This is a genomic window from Metabacillus indicus (genome assembly GCF_046603695.1).
Classification (GTDB): Bacteria; Bacillota; Bacilli; order Bacillales; family Bacillaceae; genus Bacillus_P; species Bacillus_P indicus.
On the sequence record NZ_CP176757.1, the window covers coordinates 801,187 to 819,960 of the forward strand.

The 18,774-nt window shown below is 45.6% G+C and carries 19 protein-coding genes; 9 read left to right on the forward strand and 10 right to left on the reverse strand.

Annotation, left to right across the window (positions count from 1 at the left end):
• Positions 1-299 precede the first annotated feature (299 nt).
• Both ACK1LH_RS04090 and ACK1LH_RS04095 read left to right on the forward strand, forming a co-directional pair.
• The gene (locus tag ACK1LH_RS04090; RefSeq protein ID WP_411334567.1) at positions 300-2,057 is read left to right on the forward strand and encodes an ABC transporter ATP-binding protein; all 1,758 of its coding nucleotides are present in this window, start codon (positions 300-302) and stop codon (positions 2,055-2,057) included.
• Positions 2,054-4,072, forward strand: coding sequence for an ABC transporter ATP-binding protein (locus ACK1LH_RS04095; RefSeq protein ID WP_411334568.1), 2,019 nt, complete (start codon positions 2,054-2,056; stop codon positions 4,070-4,072). Before ACK1LH_RS04090 ends, ACK1LH_RS04095 begins: the two co-directional genes overlap by 4 nt.
• A 45-nt stretch (positions 4,073-4,117) precedes the next feature.
• On the opposite strand, the gene ACK1LH_RS04100 is transcribed toward ACK1LH_RS04095, so the two are convergent.
• Entirely contained in the window at positions 4,118-4,729 is a 612-nt protein-coding gene (locus ACK1LH_RS04100; protein ID WP_411334569.1) for an NAD(P)-dependent oxidoreductase, read from the reverse strand.
• 182 nt (positions 4,730-4,911) lie between these two features.
• Between ACK1LH_RS04100 and ACK1LH_RS04105 the strand changes: the two genes are divergently transcribed.
• Genes ACK1LH_RS04105 through ACK1LH_RS04115 form a run of 3 tightly spaced genes read left to right on the forward strand, consistent with a single transcriptional unit; the run spans position 4,912 to position 7,165 of the window.
• The gene (locus ACK1LH_RS04105) at positions 4,912-5,724 is read left to right on the forward strand and encodes an amino acid ABC transporter substrate-binding protein (RefSeq protein WP_320155131.1); all 813 of its coding nucleotides are present in this window, start codon (positions 4,912-4,914) and stop codon (positions 5,722-5,724) included.
• Positions 5,711-6,412 carry an amino acid ABC transporter permease gene (locus tag ACK1LH_RS04110; RefSeq protein ID WP_029283603.1) on the forward strand — a complete coding sequence of 234 codons (702 nt, stop codon included), beginning with the start codon at positions 5,711-5,713 and terminating at the stop codon, positions 6,410-6,412. The genes ACK1LH_RS04105 and ACK1LH_RS04110 overlap by 14 nt, the downstream gene beginning before the upstream one ends.
• Before the next feature lie 15 nt (positions 6,413-6,427).
• Positions 6,428-7,165: an amino acid ABC transporter ATP-binding protein gene (locus ACK1LH_RS04115; protein WP_029283605.1), complete on the forward strand. Its 738-nt coding sequence runs from the start codon at positions 6,428-6,430 to the stop codon at positions 7,163-7,165.
• Positions 7,166-7,183: 18 nt separating this feature from the next.
• On the opposite strand, the gene ACK1LH_RS04120 is transcribed toward ACK1LH_RS04115, so the two are convergent.
• Both ACK1LH_RS04120 and ACK1LH_RS04125 read right to left on the reverse strand, forming a co-directional pair.
• Positions 7,184-7,327, reverse strand: coding sequence for a hypothetical protein (locus ACK1LH_RS04120; protein WP_282035340.1), 144 nt, complete (start codon positions 7,325-7,327; stop codon positions 7,184-7,186).
• A 618-nt stretch (positions 7,328-7,945) separates the two neighbouring features.
• Positions 7,946-8,152 (reverse strand): alpha/beta-type small acid-soluble spore protein, encoded by a 207-nt coding sequence (locus ACK1LH_RS04125; RefSeq protein WP_029283608.1) that lies wholly within the window; start codon positions 8,150-8,152, stop codon positions 7,946-7,948.
• Positions 8,153-8,409: 257 nt separating this feature from the next.
• Here ACK1LH_RS04125 and ACK1LH_RS04130 point away from each other — a divergent pair, with 257 nt between their 5' ends.
• Positions 8,410-8,658: a hypothetical protein gene (locus tag ACK1LH_RS04130; protein ID WP_282035355.1), complete on the forward strand. Its 249-nt coding sequence runs from the start codon at positions 8,410-8,412 to the stop codon at positions 8,656-8,658.
• Positions 8,659-8,867: 209 nt separating this feature from the next.
• On the opposite strand, the gene ACK1LH_RS04135 is transcribed toward ACK1LH_RS04130, so the two are convergent.
• From ACK1LH_RS04135 to ACK1LH_RS04165, 7 genes are all read right to left on the reverse strand, one after another.
• Complete coding sequence (locus ACK1LH_RS04135) at positions 8,868-9,980, reverse strand: ABC transporter ATP-binding protein (RefSeq protein WP_029283612.1); 1,113 nt, start codon at positions 9,978-9,980, stop codon at positions 8,868-8,870.
• Positions 9,981-10,104: 124 nt separating this feature from the next.
• Entirely contained in the window at positions 10,105-10,989 is an 885-nt protein-coding gene (locus ACK1LH_RS04140; RefSeq protein WP_029283614.1) for a PucR family transcriptional regulator, read from the reverse strand.
• Between the two features lie 74 nt (positions 10,990-11,063).
• Positions 11,064-11,243, reverse strand: a complete 180-nt coding sequence (locus tag ACK1LH_RS04145) for a hypothetical protein (protein ID WP_282035356.1) — start codon at positions 11,241-11,243, stop codon at positions 11,064-11,066.
• A gap of 44 nt (positions 11,244-11,287) precedes the next feature.
• Positions 11,288-11,500 carry a YheE family protein gene (locus tag ACK1LH_RS04150; protein WP_029283618.1) on the reverse strand — a complete coding sequence of 71 codons (213 nt, stop codon included), beginning with the start codon at positions 11,498-11,500 and terminating at the stop codon, positions 11,288-11,290.
• Positions 11,501-11,522: 22 nt separating this feature from the next.
• Positions 11,523-12,572, reverse strand: coding sequence for a YheC/YheD family protein (locus ACK1LH_RS04155; protein WP_411334570.1), 1,050 nt, complete (start codon positions 12,570-12,572; stop codon positions 11,523-11,525).
• The gene (locus ACK1LH_RS04160) at positions 12,569-13,924 is read right to left on the reverse strand and encodes a YheC/YheD family protein (RefSeq protein WP_411334571.1); all 1,356 of its coding nucleotides are present in this window, start codon (positions 13,922-13,924) and stop codon (positions 12,569-12,571) included. Before ACK1LH_RS04160 ends, ACK1LH_RS04155 begins: the two co-directional genes overlap by 4 nt.
• Entirely contained in the window at positions 13,921-15,306 is a 1,386-nt protein-coding gene (locus ACK1LH_RS04165; RefSeq protein WP_411334572.1) for a YheC/YheD family protein, read from the reverse strand. The genes ACK1LH_RS04160 and ACK1LH_RS04165 overlap by 4 nt, the downstream gene beginning before the upstream one ends.
• Positions 15,307-15,425: 119 nt before the next feature.
• Here ACK1LH_RS04165 and ACK1LH_RS04170 point away from each other — a divergent pair, with 119 nt between their 5' ends.
• The 3 genes from ACK1LH_RS04170 to ACK1LH_RS04180 all read left to right on the forward strand — a co-directional run bounded on the left by ACK1LH_RS04170 (position 15,426) and on the right by ACK1LH_RS04180 (position 18,676).
• Positions 15,426-16,562, forward strand: coding sequence for a DUF445 domain-containing protein (locus ACK1LH_RS04170; protein WP_411334573.1), 1,137 nt, complete (start codon positions 15,426-15,428; stop codon positions 16,560-16,562).
• Positions 16,563-16,652: 90 nt separating this feature from the next.
• Entirely contained in the window at positions 16,653-17,006 is a 354-nt protein-coding gene (locus ACK1LH_RS04175; protein ID WP_029283627.1) for a YlbF family regulator, read from the forward strand.
• 803 nt (positions 17,007-17,809) lie between these two features.
• Positions 17,810-18,676 carry a Cof-type HAD-IIB family hydrolase gene (locus ACK1LH_RS04180; RefSeq protein WP_203289665.1) on the forward strand — a complete coding sequence of 289 codons (867 nt, stop codon included), beginning with the start codon at positions 17,810-17,812 and terminating at the stop codon, positions 18,674-18,676.
• Positions 18,677-18,774 lie beyond the last annotated feature (98 nt).

Consider the following 18,774-nt stretch of genomic DNA (forward strand, 5'->3'; position numbering starts at 1 on the left):
TTCGATCGCAAAAACCGTTTTTATGCAGCCCCGCCTTGCCTTACGGCTATTTAGAGTTTTTCTCTAAATATAGATAAGCAAAAGGCACGGGGTATGCTGCACTGTATACTCATGTGCCTTTTTATGTTTGTGTAAAAAGGCAGATCTCTGACGGAGATGTGCCTTTTTTATATTTTTTAAAACAAAAGAAGGAGGAAATGAAATGAATGTTTGGGTAAGCAAAGCTGAAAAACGCGTGAAGAAAGGCGATCCGGAAAGCGGCTAGTTACTTAAAAGGAAGTTTTAGGGGAGATGAAAGCATGTTTGCAGTTTTAGTGAAATTAGGATGGTTTTTTAAGAAGTACTGGAAGCGCTATACAGCAGCGATTATTCTGCTGCTCATTGTAAATGTTCTGGAGATTATTCCTCCAAAGCTGCTTGGAAACGCGATCGATGATATTCAGACAGGGAATTTTACGAGCGATTTGCTCGTGGAGTACATTGTATTATTTATAGGTCTTGGTGTACTTGTCTATTTTTTATCATACTTCTGGATGTACAGTTTATTTGGCGGAGCCCATCTCGCTGAGAGGATTTTGAGATCCAAGCTGATGGGCCAGTTTTTGGTCATGACTCCGCGTTTTTATGAAAAAAACAGAACGGGTGACTTAATGGCCCGTGCGACAAACGATTTAAAAGCAATTTCGACTACAGCGGGCTTTGGGATCCTGACACTGGTTGATTCAAGCATGTTCATGCTGACGATCCTTTTGACAATGGGGATTCTCATCAGCTGGAAACTGACATTAGCAGCGATTCTCCCTCTGCCGATCATGGCGATCGCCGTGGGAATCTACGGGAAGAAGATCCATATGAGGTTTACGGCTGCTCAAGATGCATTTGGCGATATGAACGATCAGGTGCTGGAGTCAGTGTCTGGTGTCAGGGTAATCCGCGCGTATGTTCAGGAGCAGGCTGATGTGAACAGATTCAACGAGCTGACTGATGATGTTTACAAAAAGAATGTTCATGTAGCCAAAATTGATGCCTTGTTTGAACCGACAATTAAGCTGCTTGTCGGCATCAGCTACTTAATTGGTCTCGGATACGGAGCGTACCTTGTTTTCCATAATGAAATTACACTTGGTGAACTGGTGTCATTCAACGTATACCTTGGCATGATGATCTGGCCGATGTTTGCGATTGGCGAGCTGATTAATATTATGCAGCGCGGCAATGCCTCTTTGGACAGAATCAATGACACTCTTTCCTATGAGCCGGATGTGAAAAATGCCGATCATCAGGTGCAGGTAGGTTCGCCTAAATCCATTGAGTTCAAAAATGTCACATTCCGTTATCCATCATCAAATGTGGGGAATTTAAACGCCGTCAGCTTCTCAGTCAAGCGGGGAGAGACAATCGGGATCGTCGGCAAAACCGGCAGCGGCAAGACAACGATTGTCAAACAGCTTTTGAGACAATATCCTTCAGGAAGCGGCGAGATTTTGATATCCGGTGTTCCGATTGAGAAGATCCCTCTTGAAACGCTGCAGCGGTTTATCGGGTATGTCCCGCAGGATCATGTTCTTTTTTCAAGAACGGTAAGAGAGAACATTCTTTTCGGGAAAAAAGACGGATCAGATGAAGAACTGAACAAAGCCATTGATCTTGCGTTTTTCAGAAAAGATCTTGAGATGCTTCCAGAGGGGCTGAACACGCTCGTCGGAGAAAAAGGAGTCGCGCTGTCAGGAGGCCAAAAGCAGCGGATTTCCATTGCCCGTGCTCTTCTGATAGATCCTGAAATTCTAATTTTGGATGATTCGCTGTCAGCCGTAGATGCAAAAACGGAAACGGCCATTATCTCGAATATCCGCAGCGAGCGTGCCGGAAAAACAACCTTTATTACAACGCACCGCCTGTCTGCGGTTGAGCATGCGGACTGGATTATTGTCCTTGATGAAGGAAAAATCATCGAGGAAGGCAGGCACGAATCGCTGCTTGCCAAAAACGGCTGGTACAAGGAGCAATTTGAACGCCAGCAAATTGAAGCTGAAAATGAAGGCGGGGTGGGAGCATGAGCACAGGAAAGCGATTATTCCGCTATGCAGCCCTTTATAAAAAAACGCTGATCGCAGCTCTTCTGATGCTTACGGTTGCCGTAGGCGCAGAGCTGACCGGTCCTTTTATCGCCAAGAAAATGATTGATGATCATATTCTAGGCATCGAAAAAACATGGTATGAAACAGAAAAAGGAGAGCAGACGGCTGCCTATAAAGACTCCTTTTATAAACGGGAAGATTATTTTGAGCCGGGTGAGGAAAAAGGGGAAGAAGTGCACATTCTTCAAGTGCAGCGGGATTATTATTTTATCCCCGGCGAGCTCCATTTTGACGGAGAACGCAGAGCTGAAGGAAATACAGTCACCATTTCAAAGGGAGAGCAGTCCGAGTCCTATCAGGGAACGAAGCTGTCTTCTAAAGAGCTGTTTGCTTTTTATGAACCGGAAATCGGGGGGCTGCTGACGTTAATTTTTGTCTATTTCGGCCTGCTTGTTTTTGCCTCATTCTTTCATTACGGACAGCGTTATTTTCTGCAGGTTACATCCAATAGGATTATCCAGAAAATGCGCCAGGATGTTTTTGCCCATATTCAGAGACTGCCGGTCGTCTATTTTGACAACCTTCCTGCAGGAAAAGTCGTCGCAAGGATCACAAATGATACTGAGGCGATCAGAGAGCTGTTCGTGGCGGTTCTGTCGACGTTCTTTACAAGTGCGATTTATATTACAGGAATCTTTGTTGCGTTGTTCCTCCTTGATGTGAAACTTGCTTTGATCTGTATGGTCATCCTTCCGATTCTTGCTGTCTGGAGCGTGGTATACAGAAAATATGCATCAGACTACAACCATAAAATCCGGTCGCTTGTCAGTGATATTAATGGAATGATTAACGAATCCATCCAGGGGATGACGATCATCCAGGCGTTCCGGAGACAGGAAGAAACAAAAGCTGAATTTGAAGAGATGAATGATTCGCACTTTCATTATCAGAATAAGCTTTTGAGCCTGAACTCCCTGCTCTCCCATAACATGGTGGGATTTATGCGGAACTGTGCGTTTGTTGCGCTGATTTGGTATTTTGGGGGCGCCTCAATCGGTGTCGGCTCCATGGTATCAATCGGAGTTCTTTACGCATTTGTTGATTATCTGAACCGGCTTTTTCAGCCGATTACAGGCATTGTCAATCAGTTTGCCCAGCTTGAAACAGCACGTGTCTCAGCAGAAAGAGTTTTTACGCTGCTTGATGAAAAAGGGATTGATGTCAGCGAAAAGAAAGAGCCGCGTTACAAGGGTGATGTTACATTTGAGCATGTTTCGTTCGGCTATAAGGAAGGCGAATATGTCCTGAAGAATATTGACTTCCAGGCAAAACAGGGCGATACGGTTGCGCTTGTCGGCCATACTGGTTCTGGAAAAAGTTCGATCATGAATCTTCTCTTCCGCTTTTACGACTGCAAGGAAGGGAAAATCATGATAGACGGAAAAGACATCATGTCGATGCCGCGCCAGACTGTGCGGGAGCATATGGGGATTGTGCTTCAGGATCCGTTCCTGTTTACCGGAACCATTGCCGCAAACGTCAGTCTGAACAACCCTGCGATTTCCCGTGAGCAAGTTGAAAAGGCACTCACTGATGTAGGTGCTGACAAACTCCTGAAACATTTGCCGCTTGGCTTCGATGAACCGGTTATTGAAAAGGGAAGCACGCTTTCATCAGGACAGAGACAGCTCATTTCATTTGCCAGAGCACTTGCATTTGATCCTGCGATCCTGATTCTCGACGAAGCAACGGCGAGCATAGATACCGAAACAGAAGCGGTCATCCAGGAAGCGCTTGAGGTGCTGAAAAAAGGAAGAACAACCTTTATCATCGCCCACAGACTTTCAACGATTAAGAATGCAGACCAGATTCTTGTGCTCGACCGCGGCGAAATTGCCGAGCGGGGCAGCCATGACGAGCTGATGAAACAAAAAGGCAAGTATTATCAAATGTATGAACTGCAGCAGGGAAAACAAAATTCTCTTGCAGGTTAAAAAAGAGCGTCCTTTGCGGGCGCTCTTTTTTGTGTCGATTAAGTTTCAGTAAGCAATTCCAACGCGTTTTTTCACATAAAGATCTTCCGCAAGCACTTTATAGGCAAAATACCCCGTATCTTCCGCAGAAATTTGTTTTCCGTCTTCAGGAAGAAAATCTTCCGCCACTCTGAATTCTTTTGTCAATTGGCCATCCGGCAAATAGGTCGGACACACGACAGTCCATTCCAGTCCTGATTCTTTCAGGGACAAATAGGCATTTAAATGTTCGTTAGCTGCGCGGGTCAGCGTTCTGCGGGACTCGCCGGATTGAAATCTATACAGATCAGGTGACGTTCTTGCCTGCAAAATCCCTGCTGTTCCGATTGTAATAATTCTTTTGATGCCTTCTTTTTTCATAGCTGAAATGATCAGAGGCACAGCAACTGTCAGTGTATCATTGCCGTCAGTGCCAAGGCAGCTTACGACTGCCCCGCAGCCGGTCAGCGTTTTTTCGATGCTTGCAAGCTCTCTTGCATTTCCCTCAATAATTTGAGCATGAGCCTCAACTTGCTGAGGATCACGGGCCAGTATCCTCACATGGCGGTTTTCCTCTAAAGCTGTTTTTAAGAAAGCTCTGCCGACTCTTCCGGTTCCTCCGAATAATGCAATGTTCATCGTATCAGTCTCCAGTTCTTTTCTTTTAGTGTACTTTAAAATCCCCTCAGAATAAAACATACACAGCCAAGAACTGGTTACACTAAAAAGGCGAAAACAAATAGATTGACAGCCATATGCAATCCGAGTAATATTCTAACGTAATGATTATAAAATCCGATAAGGTTACTGGGGGTTTAAAAATGAAGAGATTTTTTAGTTTACTTGCACTTTTATCAGTTTCAGCACTGATTTTAACTGCCTGCGGAACAGGCGGCGATAAAAAGAACGGGGGAGAGCAGGCTGGTGACGCCGGACTTTACGATAAAGTAAAAGAAGAAGGCGTGCTTGTGATTGGTACAGAGGGTACATACCCGCCGTTTACGTTTCATGACGAGAGCAACAAACTGACAGGATTTGATGTGGAAATTGCACAAGAGGTTGCTAAACGCCTTGGCGTGAAAGCTGAGTTTAAAGAAACACAGTGGGATGCAATGTTTGCAGGCCTTGATGCCAAGCGTTTTGACATGATCGCAAACCAGGTCGGCATTAAGCCTGAACGCGAAGAGAAGTATGCATTCTCTGATCCGTACATTTCATCTGCAGCTGTACTTGTCACACACAAAGACAACAAAGACATTAAGTCATTTAAAGATCTTGAAGGCAAAAAAGCGGCACAGTCACTTACAAGCAACTACGGCGAAATTGCGAAAGAAAACGGAGCTGAGCTTGTAGGTGTTGAAGGGTTCACACAGGCAATCGATTTAATCAATTCTAAACGTGTTGATGCAACCATCAATGATAAGCTTTCTGTTCTTGATTTCCAGAACCAGCGCAAAAACGCACCGATTCAAATCGTGGATGAAAGCAAGGATGCTGCACAAAGCGGTCTGATGTTCCGCAAAGACAGCGGAAAATTAGTGGAAGAAGTCAATAAAGCACTTGCTGAAATGAAAGAAGATGGCACGTACAAGAAGATTTCAGAGAAATGGTTTGGCGAAGATGTATCTGAATAACATTTTTGCAGATCCTGAACGTTTAGAACGTTTGGCCAATATTGCACAAAGTTCCCTTCTCCCTTTGGTGAAGGGAGCTTTGTATTATACCCTGCCGCTTACGCTTATTACGTTTACAATCGGTCTGATTTTAGCCGTCCTGACAGCTCTTGCAAGAATTTCAACGGTTAAGCCGCTTCAGTGGATCGCACGGTTTTATGTTTCCATTATCAGAGGCACGCCGCTGCTCGTCCAGCTGTTCATTATCTTTTACGGCCTGCCGAGTATCGGGGTGACGATCAGCCCGTTTATCTCGGCCATTATCGGCTTCTCTCTGAATGTAGGGGCCTATGCTTCTGAAATTATGAGGGCGGCGATTCTGTCAACACCGAAAGGCCAGTGGGAGGCGGGATACTCGATTGGAATGAGCTATTCCCAGACACTGAAGCGCATCATTCTGCCGCAGGCGTCGAGGGTTTCAATACCGCCGCTTTCCAATACGTTCATCAGTCTGGTGAAAGACACGTCGCTTGCCTCATTAATCCTTGTAACAGAGATGTTCAGAAAGGCTCAGGAAATTGCTTCAACGAATTATGAATTTCTGCTGATGTATTCGATGGCAGGACTCTTGTACTGGATCATCTGTTTTATCCTTTCTGTCGTTCAGCAGCAGATTGAAGGAAAGCTGGACCGCTATGTTGCAAAATAAGAAAGGAGAATACGCATGATTTCAATGAAAGAGCTGCATAAAAGTTTTGGTGAACTGGACGTTCTAAAAGGGATCGATCTTGATATTCCAAAAGGGAAAGTAGTCGTTGTCATCGGTCCTTCAGGTTCAGGCAAAACGACGCTGCTGCGGTGTTTGAACGTGCTTGAGGTGCCGAATAAAGGCAGGATTACACTTGATCAGCAAACACTTGATTTTACGAAGCCTGTCCCTAAGAAAACCATTACACAATTCAGAAGCAATACAGGGATGGTTTTTCAAAACTATAATCTTTTTCCTCATAAAACAGCCCTGGAAAATGTCATTGAAGGGCCAGTAATTGTTAAGAAAACAGACAAAGAAACAGCGAGAAAAAAAGCGAAGGTCCTGCTCGAAAAAGTCGGCCTGGGAGACAAAATGGATTTTTATCCGTTCCAGCTCTCAGGCGGCCAGCAGCAGCGTGTAGGCATTGCAAGAGCTCTTGCGATGGAGCCTAAGGTTATGCTGTTTGATGAACCAACCTCAGCACTTGATCCTGAGTTAGTGGGCGAAGTACTGAAAGTAATGAAGGATCTCGCAAATGATGGAATGACGATGGTTGTCGTAACGCATGAAATGAGATTTGCAAAAGAAGCAGCTGATGAAGTGATCTTCATGGACGGGGGAGTCATAGTCGAACAGGGCACACCGGAAGCCTTGTTCAACTCGCCAAAAGAAGAACGGACCAAAAAATTCCTCAGAAAGCTTGAAGAGTAGGCGGAAAGCCTGCTCTTTTTATTTTGCCGCCAAACGCTCAAGCAGCTCTTTTTTTTCCTGTTCAAAATAATACACTCGGGGCATGTTAAGATGGACAACCATCTCATGCGCAAGACTTACACAAACGAAAGTGACCGCTTTCCAATCAATCGCTTCAAGCATGGAGCATTCTCCTCATGGACGTTTTCTCTATATATATGGAAACAGGAACTTGTTTGATACTAGCGTGAGGAAACTACTTTGGATCATAGGCAGAATGATGATGAACAGTTCTGCTTTTAACAAGTACAATCAGAAATTTAGTGGACCAGTTAGAAAAGAGTATATCGGAAATGGATGAACTGTATCTAACTTAAAACACCAGTGGACTGAAGCGGAAGGCACTTGACTCCTTGTCCAGCTGCAGCGCCCAACTCCTCTGTCAGAACAAAATCCCCCAAAAAGTCAAAACCGGACTTTTCGGGTGATTTCTTATCTGACTGCCGGAGCAAAACGGGCGCTTCCGCTTTTCTAAGGGGATGAAGAGGGCACTGAAGATCCCGCAAGCGCAGCGAGGAAGCTTCAGGCACTCCCCGCGGAAAGCAAGTGACTGGAGCGCAAGGGAACGGGTATGATTTGGAATCTACATGATCATAAAACAGCCTGCCAATAAGAAGAGAGGAGAAGTTCACGTCTTCTTTAGCTTAAAAAGTATCTAGGAATGGATAAACTTCAAAGTAAATAAAGAAGACCCCGGCAGAATGCCGGGGGTCCTTTAAGCCATGTTATGCAGTTGTGTTATTAGAATTTTCCGCCCATGTTAGATTGAGCGTAAGAAACTAAACGCTTAGTGATTTCGCCGCCAACTGAACCGTTAGCACGAGCTGTTGTTTCTGGTCCAAGGTTTACTCCGAACTCAGAAGCGATTTCGTACTTCATTTGATCGATTGCTTGTTGTGCACCAGGTACAACTAGTTGGTTTGAAGAATTGCTGCGTGATTGTGCCATGTAATAACACTCCTTGATGTAGTTTAGTTTTTTTGGGTTCTCTGGAGTTGCACCAGTGCATGAGGTTCATGGCCGTCTCGGCTAACCCACTATGTTAGCTGGCAGCGGGTTGTTCGTTGCTGTTACTAGGTATTATGGATAGAATGGGCGGTATTATGCACGAACCTGAAATGGTAAATATTATGGAAAATTGCATGTTACATAAAGTAGAAGAAAGTAAGGGAAGATAGAAAAAAACTCGTCCGCAGGTGATTAGAATGAATATGTGTCCGCTATGCAATGGATTCAGCGATGAAGCAAGCGCTGCAAGCTGTCCAAACTGCCAGACGCTGATGATCGATCATGGGAAAATGACAGATTACCTTGATGAATACAGTGCGTATATGGAGATTGATACAATGAAGCTGTTTGACGGAGTGCTGGAATCACTTGAAGCACACCGCTGTGTGCATTTGTTTTCCTGCATGAACTGTCTGCATGAAGAGGCTAGGGAGATTCAGGAATAATTCAGCATAAAAAAACTGCCTGAGCTGTCTCAGGCAGTTTTTGCGTTTCCGCTTTTCTTATTTCGCAAAACAATTAAGTTTTGCGCTTCGATGTCTAGCTCCACCGTCCAACTCCTCTGCCAGAACAAAATCCCCCAATAAGTCAAAACCGGACTTTTTGGGGGATTTCTTTTCTGTCTATCGGAGCTTACCGGACGCTTCCGCTTTTCTTATTTTTCGCTCGCAGGACGAATGCGCTGCTCTGAATCTTTATCAAAGAAGTGAGCTTTGTTCATATCAAGCGCAAGCTCAATGATCTGGTCAGGTGCTACATCTGTGCGTGAATCAACGCGTGCGATGAAGTCCTGTCCGTCAATTTTGGAATAAAGCATTGTTTCTGCACCCATAAGCTCAGAAACTTCAATTTTAGCCTGAATTTTTGATCCTGCAGATGAATCGATGAATACCGGCTCATCGTGGATATCCTCAGGACGCACACCCATGATCAGTTCTTTTCCTACATAGCCCTGTTCGCGAAGGTATTTCATTTTTCCTTCTGGAACAACGATTGATTGAGTGCCGATTGCAAACTTTCCGTCAGTCAGTTTGCCTGTAAAGAAGTTCATGGAAGGTGATCCGATGAATCCTCCAACGAAGAGGTTCTCAGGCTTTTCATATACTTCTTTAGGAGCTCCGACCTGCTGGATGATGCCGTCTTTCATAACAACGAGGCGTGTTGCCATTGTCATTGCTTCAGTCTGATCATGCGTTACATAGATAGTAGTCGTTTGCAGACGGTGGTGAAGCTTTGAAATTTCGGCACGCATTTGAACGCGCAGTTTAGCATCAAGGTTTGAAAGCGGCTCATCCATTAAGAATACTTTAGCGTCGCGGACGATTGCGCGTCCAAGTGCAACACGCTGGCGCTGACCGCCTGAAAGTGCTTTTGGTTTGCGGTCTAAGTACTGATCAAGGCCAAGAATGCGGGAAGCATCTTTCACGCGGCGGTCGATCTCGTCTTTAGGGAATTTGCGAAGTTTCAGTCCGAATGCCATGTTGTCGTATACAGACATATGCGGGTATAGCGCGTAGTTCTGGAATACCATCGCGATATCGCGGTCTTTAGGAGCAACATCGTTCATGCGTTTGCCGTCGATTGAGAAATCTCCGTTTGAGATTTCTTCAAGACCTGCAATCATGCGAAGAGTTGTTGATTTACCGCAGCCTGACGGGCCTACGAATACGATAAATTCTTTATCCTGAATATGAAGGTTGAAATCTTCAACCGCTGTTACTTTGTTGTCATATACTTTGTAAATATGGTCTAATTTAAGCTCAGCCATGTGAATCCTCCTCTGAAGTGAAAGCGTTTTATTTATAGATTCAGTGTAAGCCATTTCAGAGGATAAGCCTATGGACAGGTTGCACAAAAAAATGTAAGGGTTTTCGTGCAACGTGTACAGAGAGTCAATCAGCCATCTGCTCGATGTACTTCATCATGAGGGAAACCGCCGCTGCTTCATGAAAATGCTTAACATCAAGCCCTGTTTTTTCAATGAACTTATCAATCCGGTACTGCACGCTGTTTCTGTGCATGTACAGTTTTTTTGCAGTAAGCGAGACATTCAGGTTGCATTCAAAGTACACCTTGAGTGTCTGGACAAGCTCTGTGTCAGTCAGCGATTCAGTCAGGAATTCAGAGAAGAGCTGATCTGTTACGCTTCCATTTAAAAAGAAAACGGGAAGAGCTTCCGAGAAGGTGATGCATTGCTTGATTCTGAAGGACTGGCAAATCACTTCAAAGCCTGCCTGTTCAGATTGTATTCTCTCTTTTACCCCGGCATCCAGTTTGTTCAGCTGTCCGATGCAGACGTAAAGCTCGATGAAAAAGTCACTCGTAAACGAATCAATCCACTGGTCGATGCTTTCTTTATCAATGACGGGCTCTGGATGATCTTCAAAGATGATGCCTTTTTGCTGGCTGATCCAAAGAATTGTAGAAGATGGAATCGATCCCTGCATCGCTTCTTCAAAGCTCTGCCTGTCAGAAACAGGCTGCCTGCTGAAAAAATAATAGCATCTGACTGCATCTGCAGAGGGGGGAAAAGGAGGTCCGCCGTCCCCGTATAAATAGTGAAGCCATTTGAGAGAGCGCTCACTGTGCTCGCCAAGACCAGGATCATAGGGGGTGTAAAGTGTCGTAAGCAGATTTTTTTCTTCCTCCGTTACAGCTTCGCTTAAAATGCCGAAAATCTGGCCTTCATCTGTTTTATACCACTTGTAGCCTTTCTTTTCATGCGAATAGGCAAGAGAAAAGGCATCTTTATAATGGGCTGCTAATTTTTCGATCATAGGCTGTCTTGTCTCCTTTCTCTGCCGGTTGTGTGCTCTCCTTATTATATAAAAAAGAGAGAGCAGGCGATAGCCTAGCTCTCTGTTTTTGCCGGCGGCTCCTCCTGCTCGAGGTCACGGGCTTCTTCAATATTTGCGGAGTGATATCTGCTGTGGACAGAACCGCCTGACAAACCTTCATTAATCATCCGGTCGATATCCAGATAGGCTTTGTCCCGGCCCTCATACTCCGTATCTTTCTGTTCCTCTTTCATGGCTTCGCCTCCTTTTCCCCTATTTTGCGGAGGTGAAGCGTAAATTAACCGTCATAGACATGAAAGAGCATAAGTTCATGAATCTGAGACCTTATCGCCTCTTCATCTTCTGCTGCAGGTGAAGCCTTTTCCCATTCAATTTCCCCGTTTTTATGATAGACCGCATCATAACGGATGCCTTTAAAATAAAAAGAAACCCTCCATCCAGGCAGATTTGCCTGTTTGAAAAGAGGCTTCCATTGGAAGTGTGTAATCATCAGCCATCGCCCCCTTGTACATTTATCTTAATGGAATTCGGGGAGATTGGAAAGCGGTTCCTTTGCTGAGTTCAAAAAAGAGCGAAAGAAGCTGGTCCAGCCGTTTTTTCTGAATAGCAGCTTCATCAAAGGACATCGGTTTGCTGTTCAGTTCGTAGATGACCGGACCTTTCTCTGTCAGACCGATATCAGCAGAAAATTCCCCGATCAGTCCGAAGCTTCTGGAAAGCTCGTTTCCCGCTGTGCTCAAGATGGATAGCAAGAGTTCCAGATCAGCCTTTTCCCTGACAGATTCAAATGGTAGAAGAGTTCCTCCGTATTTCACATGCGTCGTCGGGTGGCTTGGCCCTCCGGATGCACGTACACCAATGCCGGTTATTTCATATTCACCGCGGCTTAAATGAACAAGTGCCCTTAAATCGTATTTTCTGCCCAGGATAGTATCTGAATGAGCTTCTTCCTGGATCAGATACCCTGTTAAAAAGGGATGGCAGGCAGACTTTAAATCTTTATAGCAGCTGTCAGACCCGTCTGCCGACGTGAGCTTATACCCGGATGAATCTTTGCGGATCCGAAATATTCCCTGGCCATGGCTGCTGTCCACCGGCTTTAAATAGGCAGAAGTATAATTGTTCATAAAGGTAAGAATGTCATCAAAAGCTGTTATCTTATAAGTAAGGGGAAGGGATGAAGTAAGTTTCTGCTTCAAAAGACAATAGACATCCCATTTATTGAAGAAAAACGGGTTAAAGACCGGAATCCTTTCAGCTTTCATCCGTGCCATAAACAGACGATATCCAGCCGTCTCCTCTGCTGCACGGTCCGGCAGCCGGTTATAGATGACTCGCGGCAAAGGCAGCTCAACTTTTGCCCACTGCTGGTGCCTGCGGCTGTAGACAAAGCCGCTGACACCCGATTCATGAAAGGAGCTCAATGTCATCACACAGCATAATTCCCCGGCTTTTTGCACTTCATACTGCAGACTTTTAAAGTAGGCACCGTCTCCGTGAAAGACCGCACCGTCTATTCCATCTCCTGCAAGAATACCGACAAGCGGCCGCCGTGCTGTCATGTAAATAAAGTCTCCGGCTCGACAATCGCCTTCCTCGTCAAATACTTCGCGTATTGAAGCGACAGCTCAGTTGAAATCCTGTCTGCTTCTCTGAGGTCAGGATGCGAAAAGATCGATCTTCCGGGCTTCGAATTTGCTTCAAACATCCAGACCGCACCGTCAGTATCAATGCCAAGGTCAAATCCGATTTCCCCTATGTGGCCGGAGGTGCCTTTATCAATCTCCACACTTAAATTGAGTGCCGCGTTCTTAAGTGACCGGAAGGCATAGTTCCGTTCAGCTTCAGTCTGGAAAAGCTCTTGGAGCGTCCTGACTGCCCCTCCGTTTTCAAGATGAGTTGTGGCACTTCCTTTGCCTGCTACTTTCGCGGCGATGGCTGTTACTTGAAAACGGCCGCTGCCGTCTTTGTTGGTGTGGACACGAAAATCCATTTTCTGCTTGCCTGCCTTCAGCAGTTTGATGCGCTGCTGGATGACATACTCGTCAGGATTCCGGTCATCGAAGGAATGGGTAAAAAAGGCATCAAGAGACTGGTACTTCCGCAAAATGTTCCTGTCAGTGCCTGAGCGGTACCTGCTGTAGTACTCCTTTTTTTCGGGGTCATAAATAATCTGAAAGATGCCGCGCCCGAGACTGCCGTTTTTCGGTTTCAAAAAAACACTGCCGCAGCGGGCAAGCATAGTGTGAATGTCCGACATGTCCGCACCCGGTAAAGTTTCAGGCAAATAGGCTGATGCCTCTGGACTTGAAAGAAGGAGCTTGTGAATGGTCCATTTGTCAAAAAAACCGGGATTAAACCAGGGAATCCCATATTCTAAACTCAGGCGTCTTTTGATCTCCTGTATTGCCCGGTGGTCTTCAATCTGCCTGTTCGGGAGCCGGTCATACACCACATTCGGCAGAGGTAGCGTTGTCCTCCTCCATCCATCGTCATCAAAGACACAGGCGCTGACTGTGCCTGAAAGCCAGTCAATGGAGTGGCTGCCAAATACATACGCTGCCACGCCTGCAGCCCTTTGTGCAGTCAGAAATTTCGCAAACAGAAGAGAGCGGCTGCCGACCGGCCTTAGGATGGACTCCGTAAAACCAGCTGTGAAAATACCGATAAGAGGACCGAAATAAACAGATTCACCGTGCACAAAAACCTGTGTTTTCTGAAGGGGAAGATGAAGGTGATCAAACAAATCCTTTGATAGTCTGATTTCATGTTTATCATGAAAATCAACCTTGCAGCCGCTTACGGAAGAACCAAATACGGCCTGCTTGATTTCGTCTGCTGCTTCATGACTGAAAGAAGATGGAAGAGTCAGTATCAAGGAGTCAGTAAAGCTCAGGCTGATCGGGTAACTCATAAAACACCTCCGGATTCATCTTTTTCTCTCCCGGTTTGGCAAAGGAAAAGGGAGTAATCAATAATGGCGCGGGCCGACGGTCTCGGACCGGCTGCCGTCCTGTCATCCTGATGTTTAGAAGGTTTCGTGTTCACTTCAATAATCCAGGGACGTCCTTCCAAATCCACGGCAAGATCAACGCCGAATTCACCGAACAGCCCGCCCGCATACATGCTGAGTGCTTTGGAAATCTCAATGGACAGTTCATTTAACAGCTTGCGGATGTGAAAAGCGTCATCTGCAGCAAATGACTCTTCAAGGATTCGTTTAATCGGGTGCTGCGACCCTCCCCTTGCAAGGTTAGCGACAAACTGATTTTCAGCAGAAACACGGGCGACCGCCGAAGTCACCGCCCACTCCGCCATGTTCAGTTTATGGCAAAGAATCCTGAAATCAAGCGGTCTGTCTTGAAAGGTCAGAAGGCTGATGCCTTCCTGAATGATAAAAGCTTCTTCTTTTATTCTCGGATAAAGGCTTTTGAACAGCTCATCAGCAGATACATAATGCCTGAGCAGGTGGCCTGAAAAGGTTGAATAATCAAGCTCATAGCCGTCATCGGTCTGTGAAATCCGGAAGATCCTTCTGCCCAGGCTTCCGCTTGCAGGCTTTAAAAAAACGACGGGGAAGAGCTTCACCATCATCTCAAAAACCCTCTTTGAAGCAAGCAGTTCTGTTCTTGGGAGATGGGGGGCGAGTTCTCCGGCCTGACTTAGAATCTGATGGACTTCCCATTTGTTTAAAAACCGGTCATTGAAATAAGGAACTCTTTCCCGGATGAAATCGGAAGACATCTCCATAAAAGCTTCTGACTGCTCAAGCGCGCGGGAGTGAAGGCGGTTGTGAACGGCATCGGGGAAAGGGACAGAGCATTCCTGCCATGTATCCTGACAAAGCATATATCCGCGCATTTCGGAATTTTTATATCCTGAAAGATCAAACACATAAAAAAGAACACCTTTCTCAAGGCTGCAGGAAGCAAGCTCCCTGCAAAAGCCATCCATTTTTCCAAGTGATTGAGGGATTCCTGCTCTTTCACATTCTGTCAGCACCGCAATCACCGGTCCAAGGTTGACGGTTTTCACTCTGGGGTCATACGTCATGCTGCTTGCAAATGGGTGCAGAGGCAGGGAAAGTTCATTCAAAAGCTCCGGATGGATGGAGACGAGGGAATGTTCTTTCCTTATACTTACGAACTGTGCAAAAAGACTATTCCTCCCGCACGTCAACCTGACTCTTGCCCCGGAAGGAATGTTCAGCGCTTCGCGTAAAGACCGGCTGATATAGATGCATCTGCCCGGCAGTTCCTTGCGGGCGGGCTTAATCTGAATTTTTTCGGTTACCATGCAGAACCCTCATTTGCTCACTTTTCTAACAAGCTCTATAATATTCCTATAGGCAGAAGCTGATAGAAGCATCTTATGAAAAATTACTCAAACGGTGAGATTTTGGAAGGTAGATGAAGATGACAGTATTTCTAACAATTGCATTAATGATCGTGATCGGAGCGGCAATCGGCGGGGTGACGAATCATCTCGCCATCAAAATGCTTTTTAAGCCGCATGAAGCAAAGTACATCTTTGGGAAAAAGGTTCCATTTACTCCGGGTCTGATTCCTAAACGGCGTGATGAGCTGGCAGATCAAATGGGGAAAATGGTTGTGGGGCACCTTCTCACTCCGGACGGCATCAAGCGGAAGATTGCCAATGAAGAGTTTCACCAGACAGTGACGTCATGGACAGCCAAAGAAGCGGAAAAGCTCATTTCCAGCAGCAAAACCGTGACTGAGCTTGCAGCTGATTTTGGCATAGGGGAGTTGGATGACAAGGCGGAAAGATGGCTTAAGGATATGCTGAGCCAAAAAATAGCAGAAAAAACAGCTCATTATAAAGGTCTTTCCATCAAAGAAGCTCTCCCGGAAACCCTTCTTGAGAAAATTCAGCAGTCTATTCCGCAGGCAGCAGATTTTATTCTGAAAAAAGGCAGTGACTATTTCCAGAGCGAAGAAGGAAAACAGCGCCTGAGACGGATGATTGATGATTTTCTGGCAGAAAGGGGCATGCTCGGCGGCATGGTCCAGATGTTCCTTGGAAACACAAGTGTATTTGACAAAGTGCAGCCGGAAGTCCTGAAATTTCTCCGCAACGGGGAAACAAAGCGGCTGATTACATCTGTCCTTGAAAAAGAATGGGCAAACATACAGAATTTGAATGTTGGCGAAGCTGCAGAAAAATTCAGGCTCGAAGATCTTGCTGAAGCAGCACAGCAGGCCATCCTCAAAGAAATCGGCATTAAAGAGAGGCTGAATGCACCGGTTTCACAATATTTGATGCCTTACTCTGATTGGATACACGAGGACCTGATTCCGAAAATGACGGCAAAAGCCGTTGAGTATCTGCATAACAACCTGGATCACATGCTCGGACAAATGCACCTTCAGGAGATTGTCAGGGAGCAGGTTCAATCCTTTTCAGTTTCAAGGCTTGAAGAAATGGTGCTTGGCATTTCAAGACGCGAATTTACGATGATCACCTATCTTGGCGCACTGCTCGGCGGTCTGATCGGAGCACTTCAGGGAATAATCGTCATGCTGATAAACTAGCGCAATGGGCACGAAATGAAATTCCGGGAATAGTCTGTTATAGTGGTAGGAGCCTGCGTAAAAGGCGAAAAGATGTTAGGAGGACTTTTTATGTCTGCAAATGTATATGATTTAGGCTACAGCCTTGAGAAAGCACTTCGCGAAAGCGATGACTTTAAAACATTAAAAAACCTTTATGATGAAGTGAACTCAGACAGCTCGGCACGCACGCTGTTTGAAAGCTTCAGAGACGTTCAGCTGAACCTTCAGCAAAAGCAAATGTCCGGCCAGGAAATCACACAGGATGAAATCGAACAGGCGCAAAAATCAGTCGCCCTCGTTCAGCAGCACGACAAGATCTCGAAGCTCATGGAAGCAGAGCAGCGCATGAGCATGACGATTGCAGAACTAAACAAAATCATCATGAAGCCGCTTGAAGAGCTTTATGGGAGTCTTGAGCAGTAACAAAAAGAAGATGTGACATACTTATTTAAGTCATTGAAAAAGTCCGAACTGGAGTATAAATAGTTCGGACTTTTTTATGTTAAAGAACTGATATAGCTGGGGGAAAATTATGGCGTCATTCCTCGCAGTGCTGCCACTTTTGCCGGAGAAGGGTTCTCGATTGTGGCGTCATTCCGCGTAGTGCTGCCACTTTTGCCAGAGAAGGGTTCATGTTTGAGGCGTCATTCCTCGCAGTGCTGCCACTTTTGCCGGAGAAGGGATCTCGATTGTGGCGTCATTCCGCGTAGTGCTGCCACTTTTGCCGGAGAAGGGTTCTTGTTTGTGGCGTCATTCCGCGTAGTGCTGCCACTTTTGCCGGAGAAGGGATCTTCTTTGTGGCGTCATTCTGTGGCCCAGCCCCATACACGCTTTAAAATTCGACTTTTCGAAATAAAAGAACTATTTAACCGCTTACATTTTTTCTCGAAAAGCTCTTGTCAAAACGGAAAAAACTTGTAATAATAAATGTAAGCGTTTTTATTATACCTATTCTTTGGTCTGCGGTTATGGGGATGACCAGCAGTGCCGTTTTGCGTTCAGATCCTGCGGGTAACAGGACCTGAAACAATGGGAGAAAATCAAATATCGGGGTTTTACTTATAGAACAGCTCTGAGGCACATGTCTCAGAGCTGTTTGCGTTTGGGCGACTACGTGGCTCTTTCCTTTTCTGTTATGGCCTATCTGCTTTTCTATCGTTCTATTTCAGCTCAAAAGGACATATTCCTATATTAGAAATCAGACATCAGCTGAAGGGGGATTCACTGTGATCTACCGACTACTGGCATTAAATATTGACGGAACCCTGCTCCGTTCAAACGGCCGTCTTGAACCTTCAACAAGGGAAGCGGTCCAATATGTGCAAAACAAGGGAGTGTATGTGACTCTCGTGACAAGCCGCCATTTTCAGATGGCAAAAAAACTTGCAAAGGCACTGAAGATAAATAACCTGCTGGTCACTCACAGCGGTGCGTTTGTTTCTGATAAAGTGGACAGATCGCTGTATGAAAACAGGATTTCAGAGGAAAAGACATTTAACCTCGTCCAGGTGCTGGAAACGTTCGACTGCAATGTGCGCATCGTGCACGAACGTTTTTCGCTCGGCAACCGGAAAAAGGTATCTTCTTCTATTTTAGGAAAAACGCTGCTTAGTCCGAAAGATCCGCTTTTTTATCCTGTTCAATTCGTCGAATCGCTTGGGGAAAATTTAAGGGATGAACCGCTCGCCGCACCTAAGCTTGACGTTTATTTTTCTGAGGCAGAGTCATGCCTTGAGGCAGAGAAGGTTCTCGCCAATGCGTTTGAAGGTATTACAGTAAGAGTGAAGAACCCTTCCATGCTTGAGATAACAGCAAAAGGAGTCTCAAAGGAAAAAGGTTTAAGGCTGCTCGGCCAGCATCTCGGCATTGCACAGGAGGAAATGGTTGCAATTGGTGATGCAGAGGACGATATGAACATGATTGAGCTTGCAGGTTTGGGTGTGGCAATGGGAAATGCCCCTCATGCCGTTAAAAAAGCAGCGGACTGGATCACAAGGAGCAACGATGACCAGGGAGTTGCCTATATGGTCAAAGAGCATTTCAGAAAACAGCACCGCATTGAATTTTTGGATAAACTGAAGGTGGACCGCTAAGAAACCGCAGCCGGGAGCTGCGGTTTTTCATATTGCCTCCAAAAGCATTTGTAAATTCTATGTTAATCTGTATCCCTTTTAAAAGGATTTTTATAGAT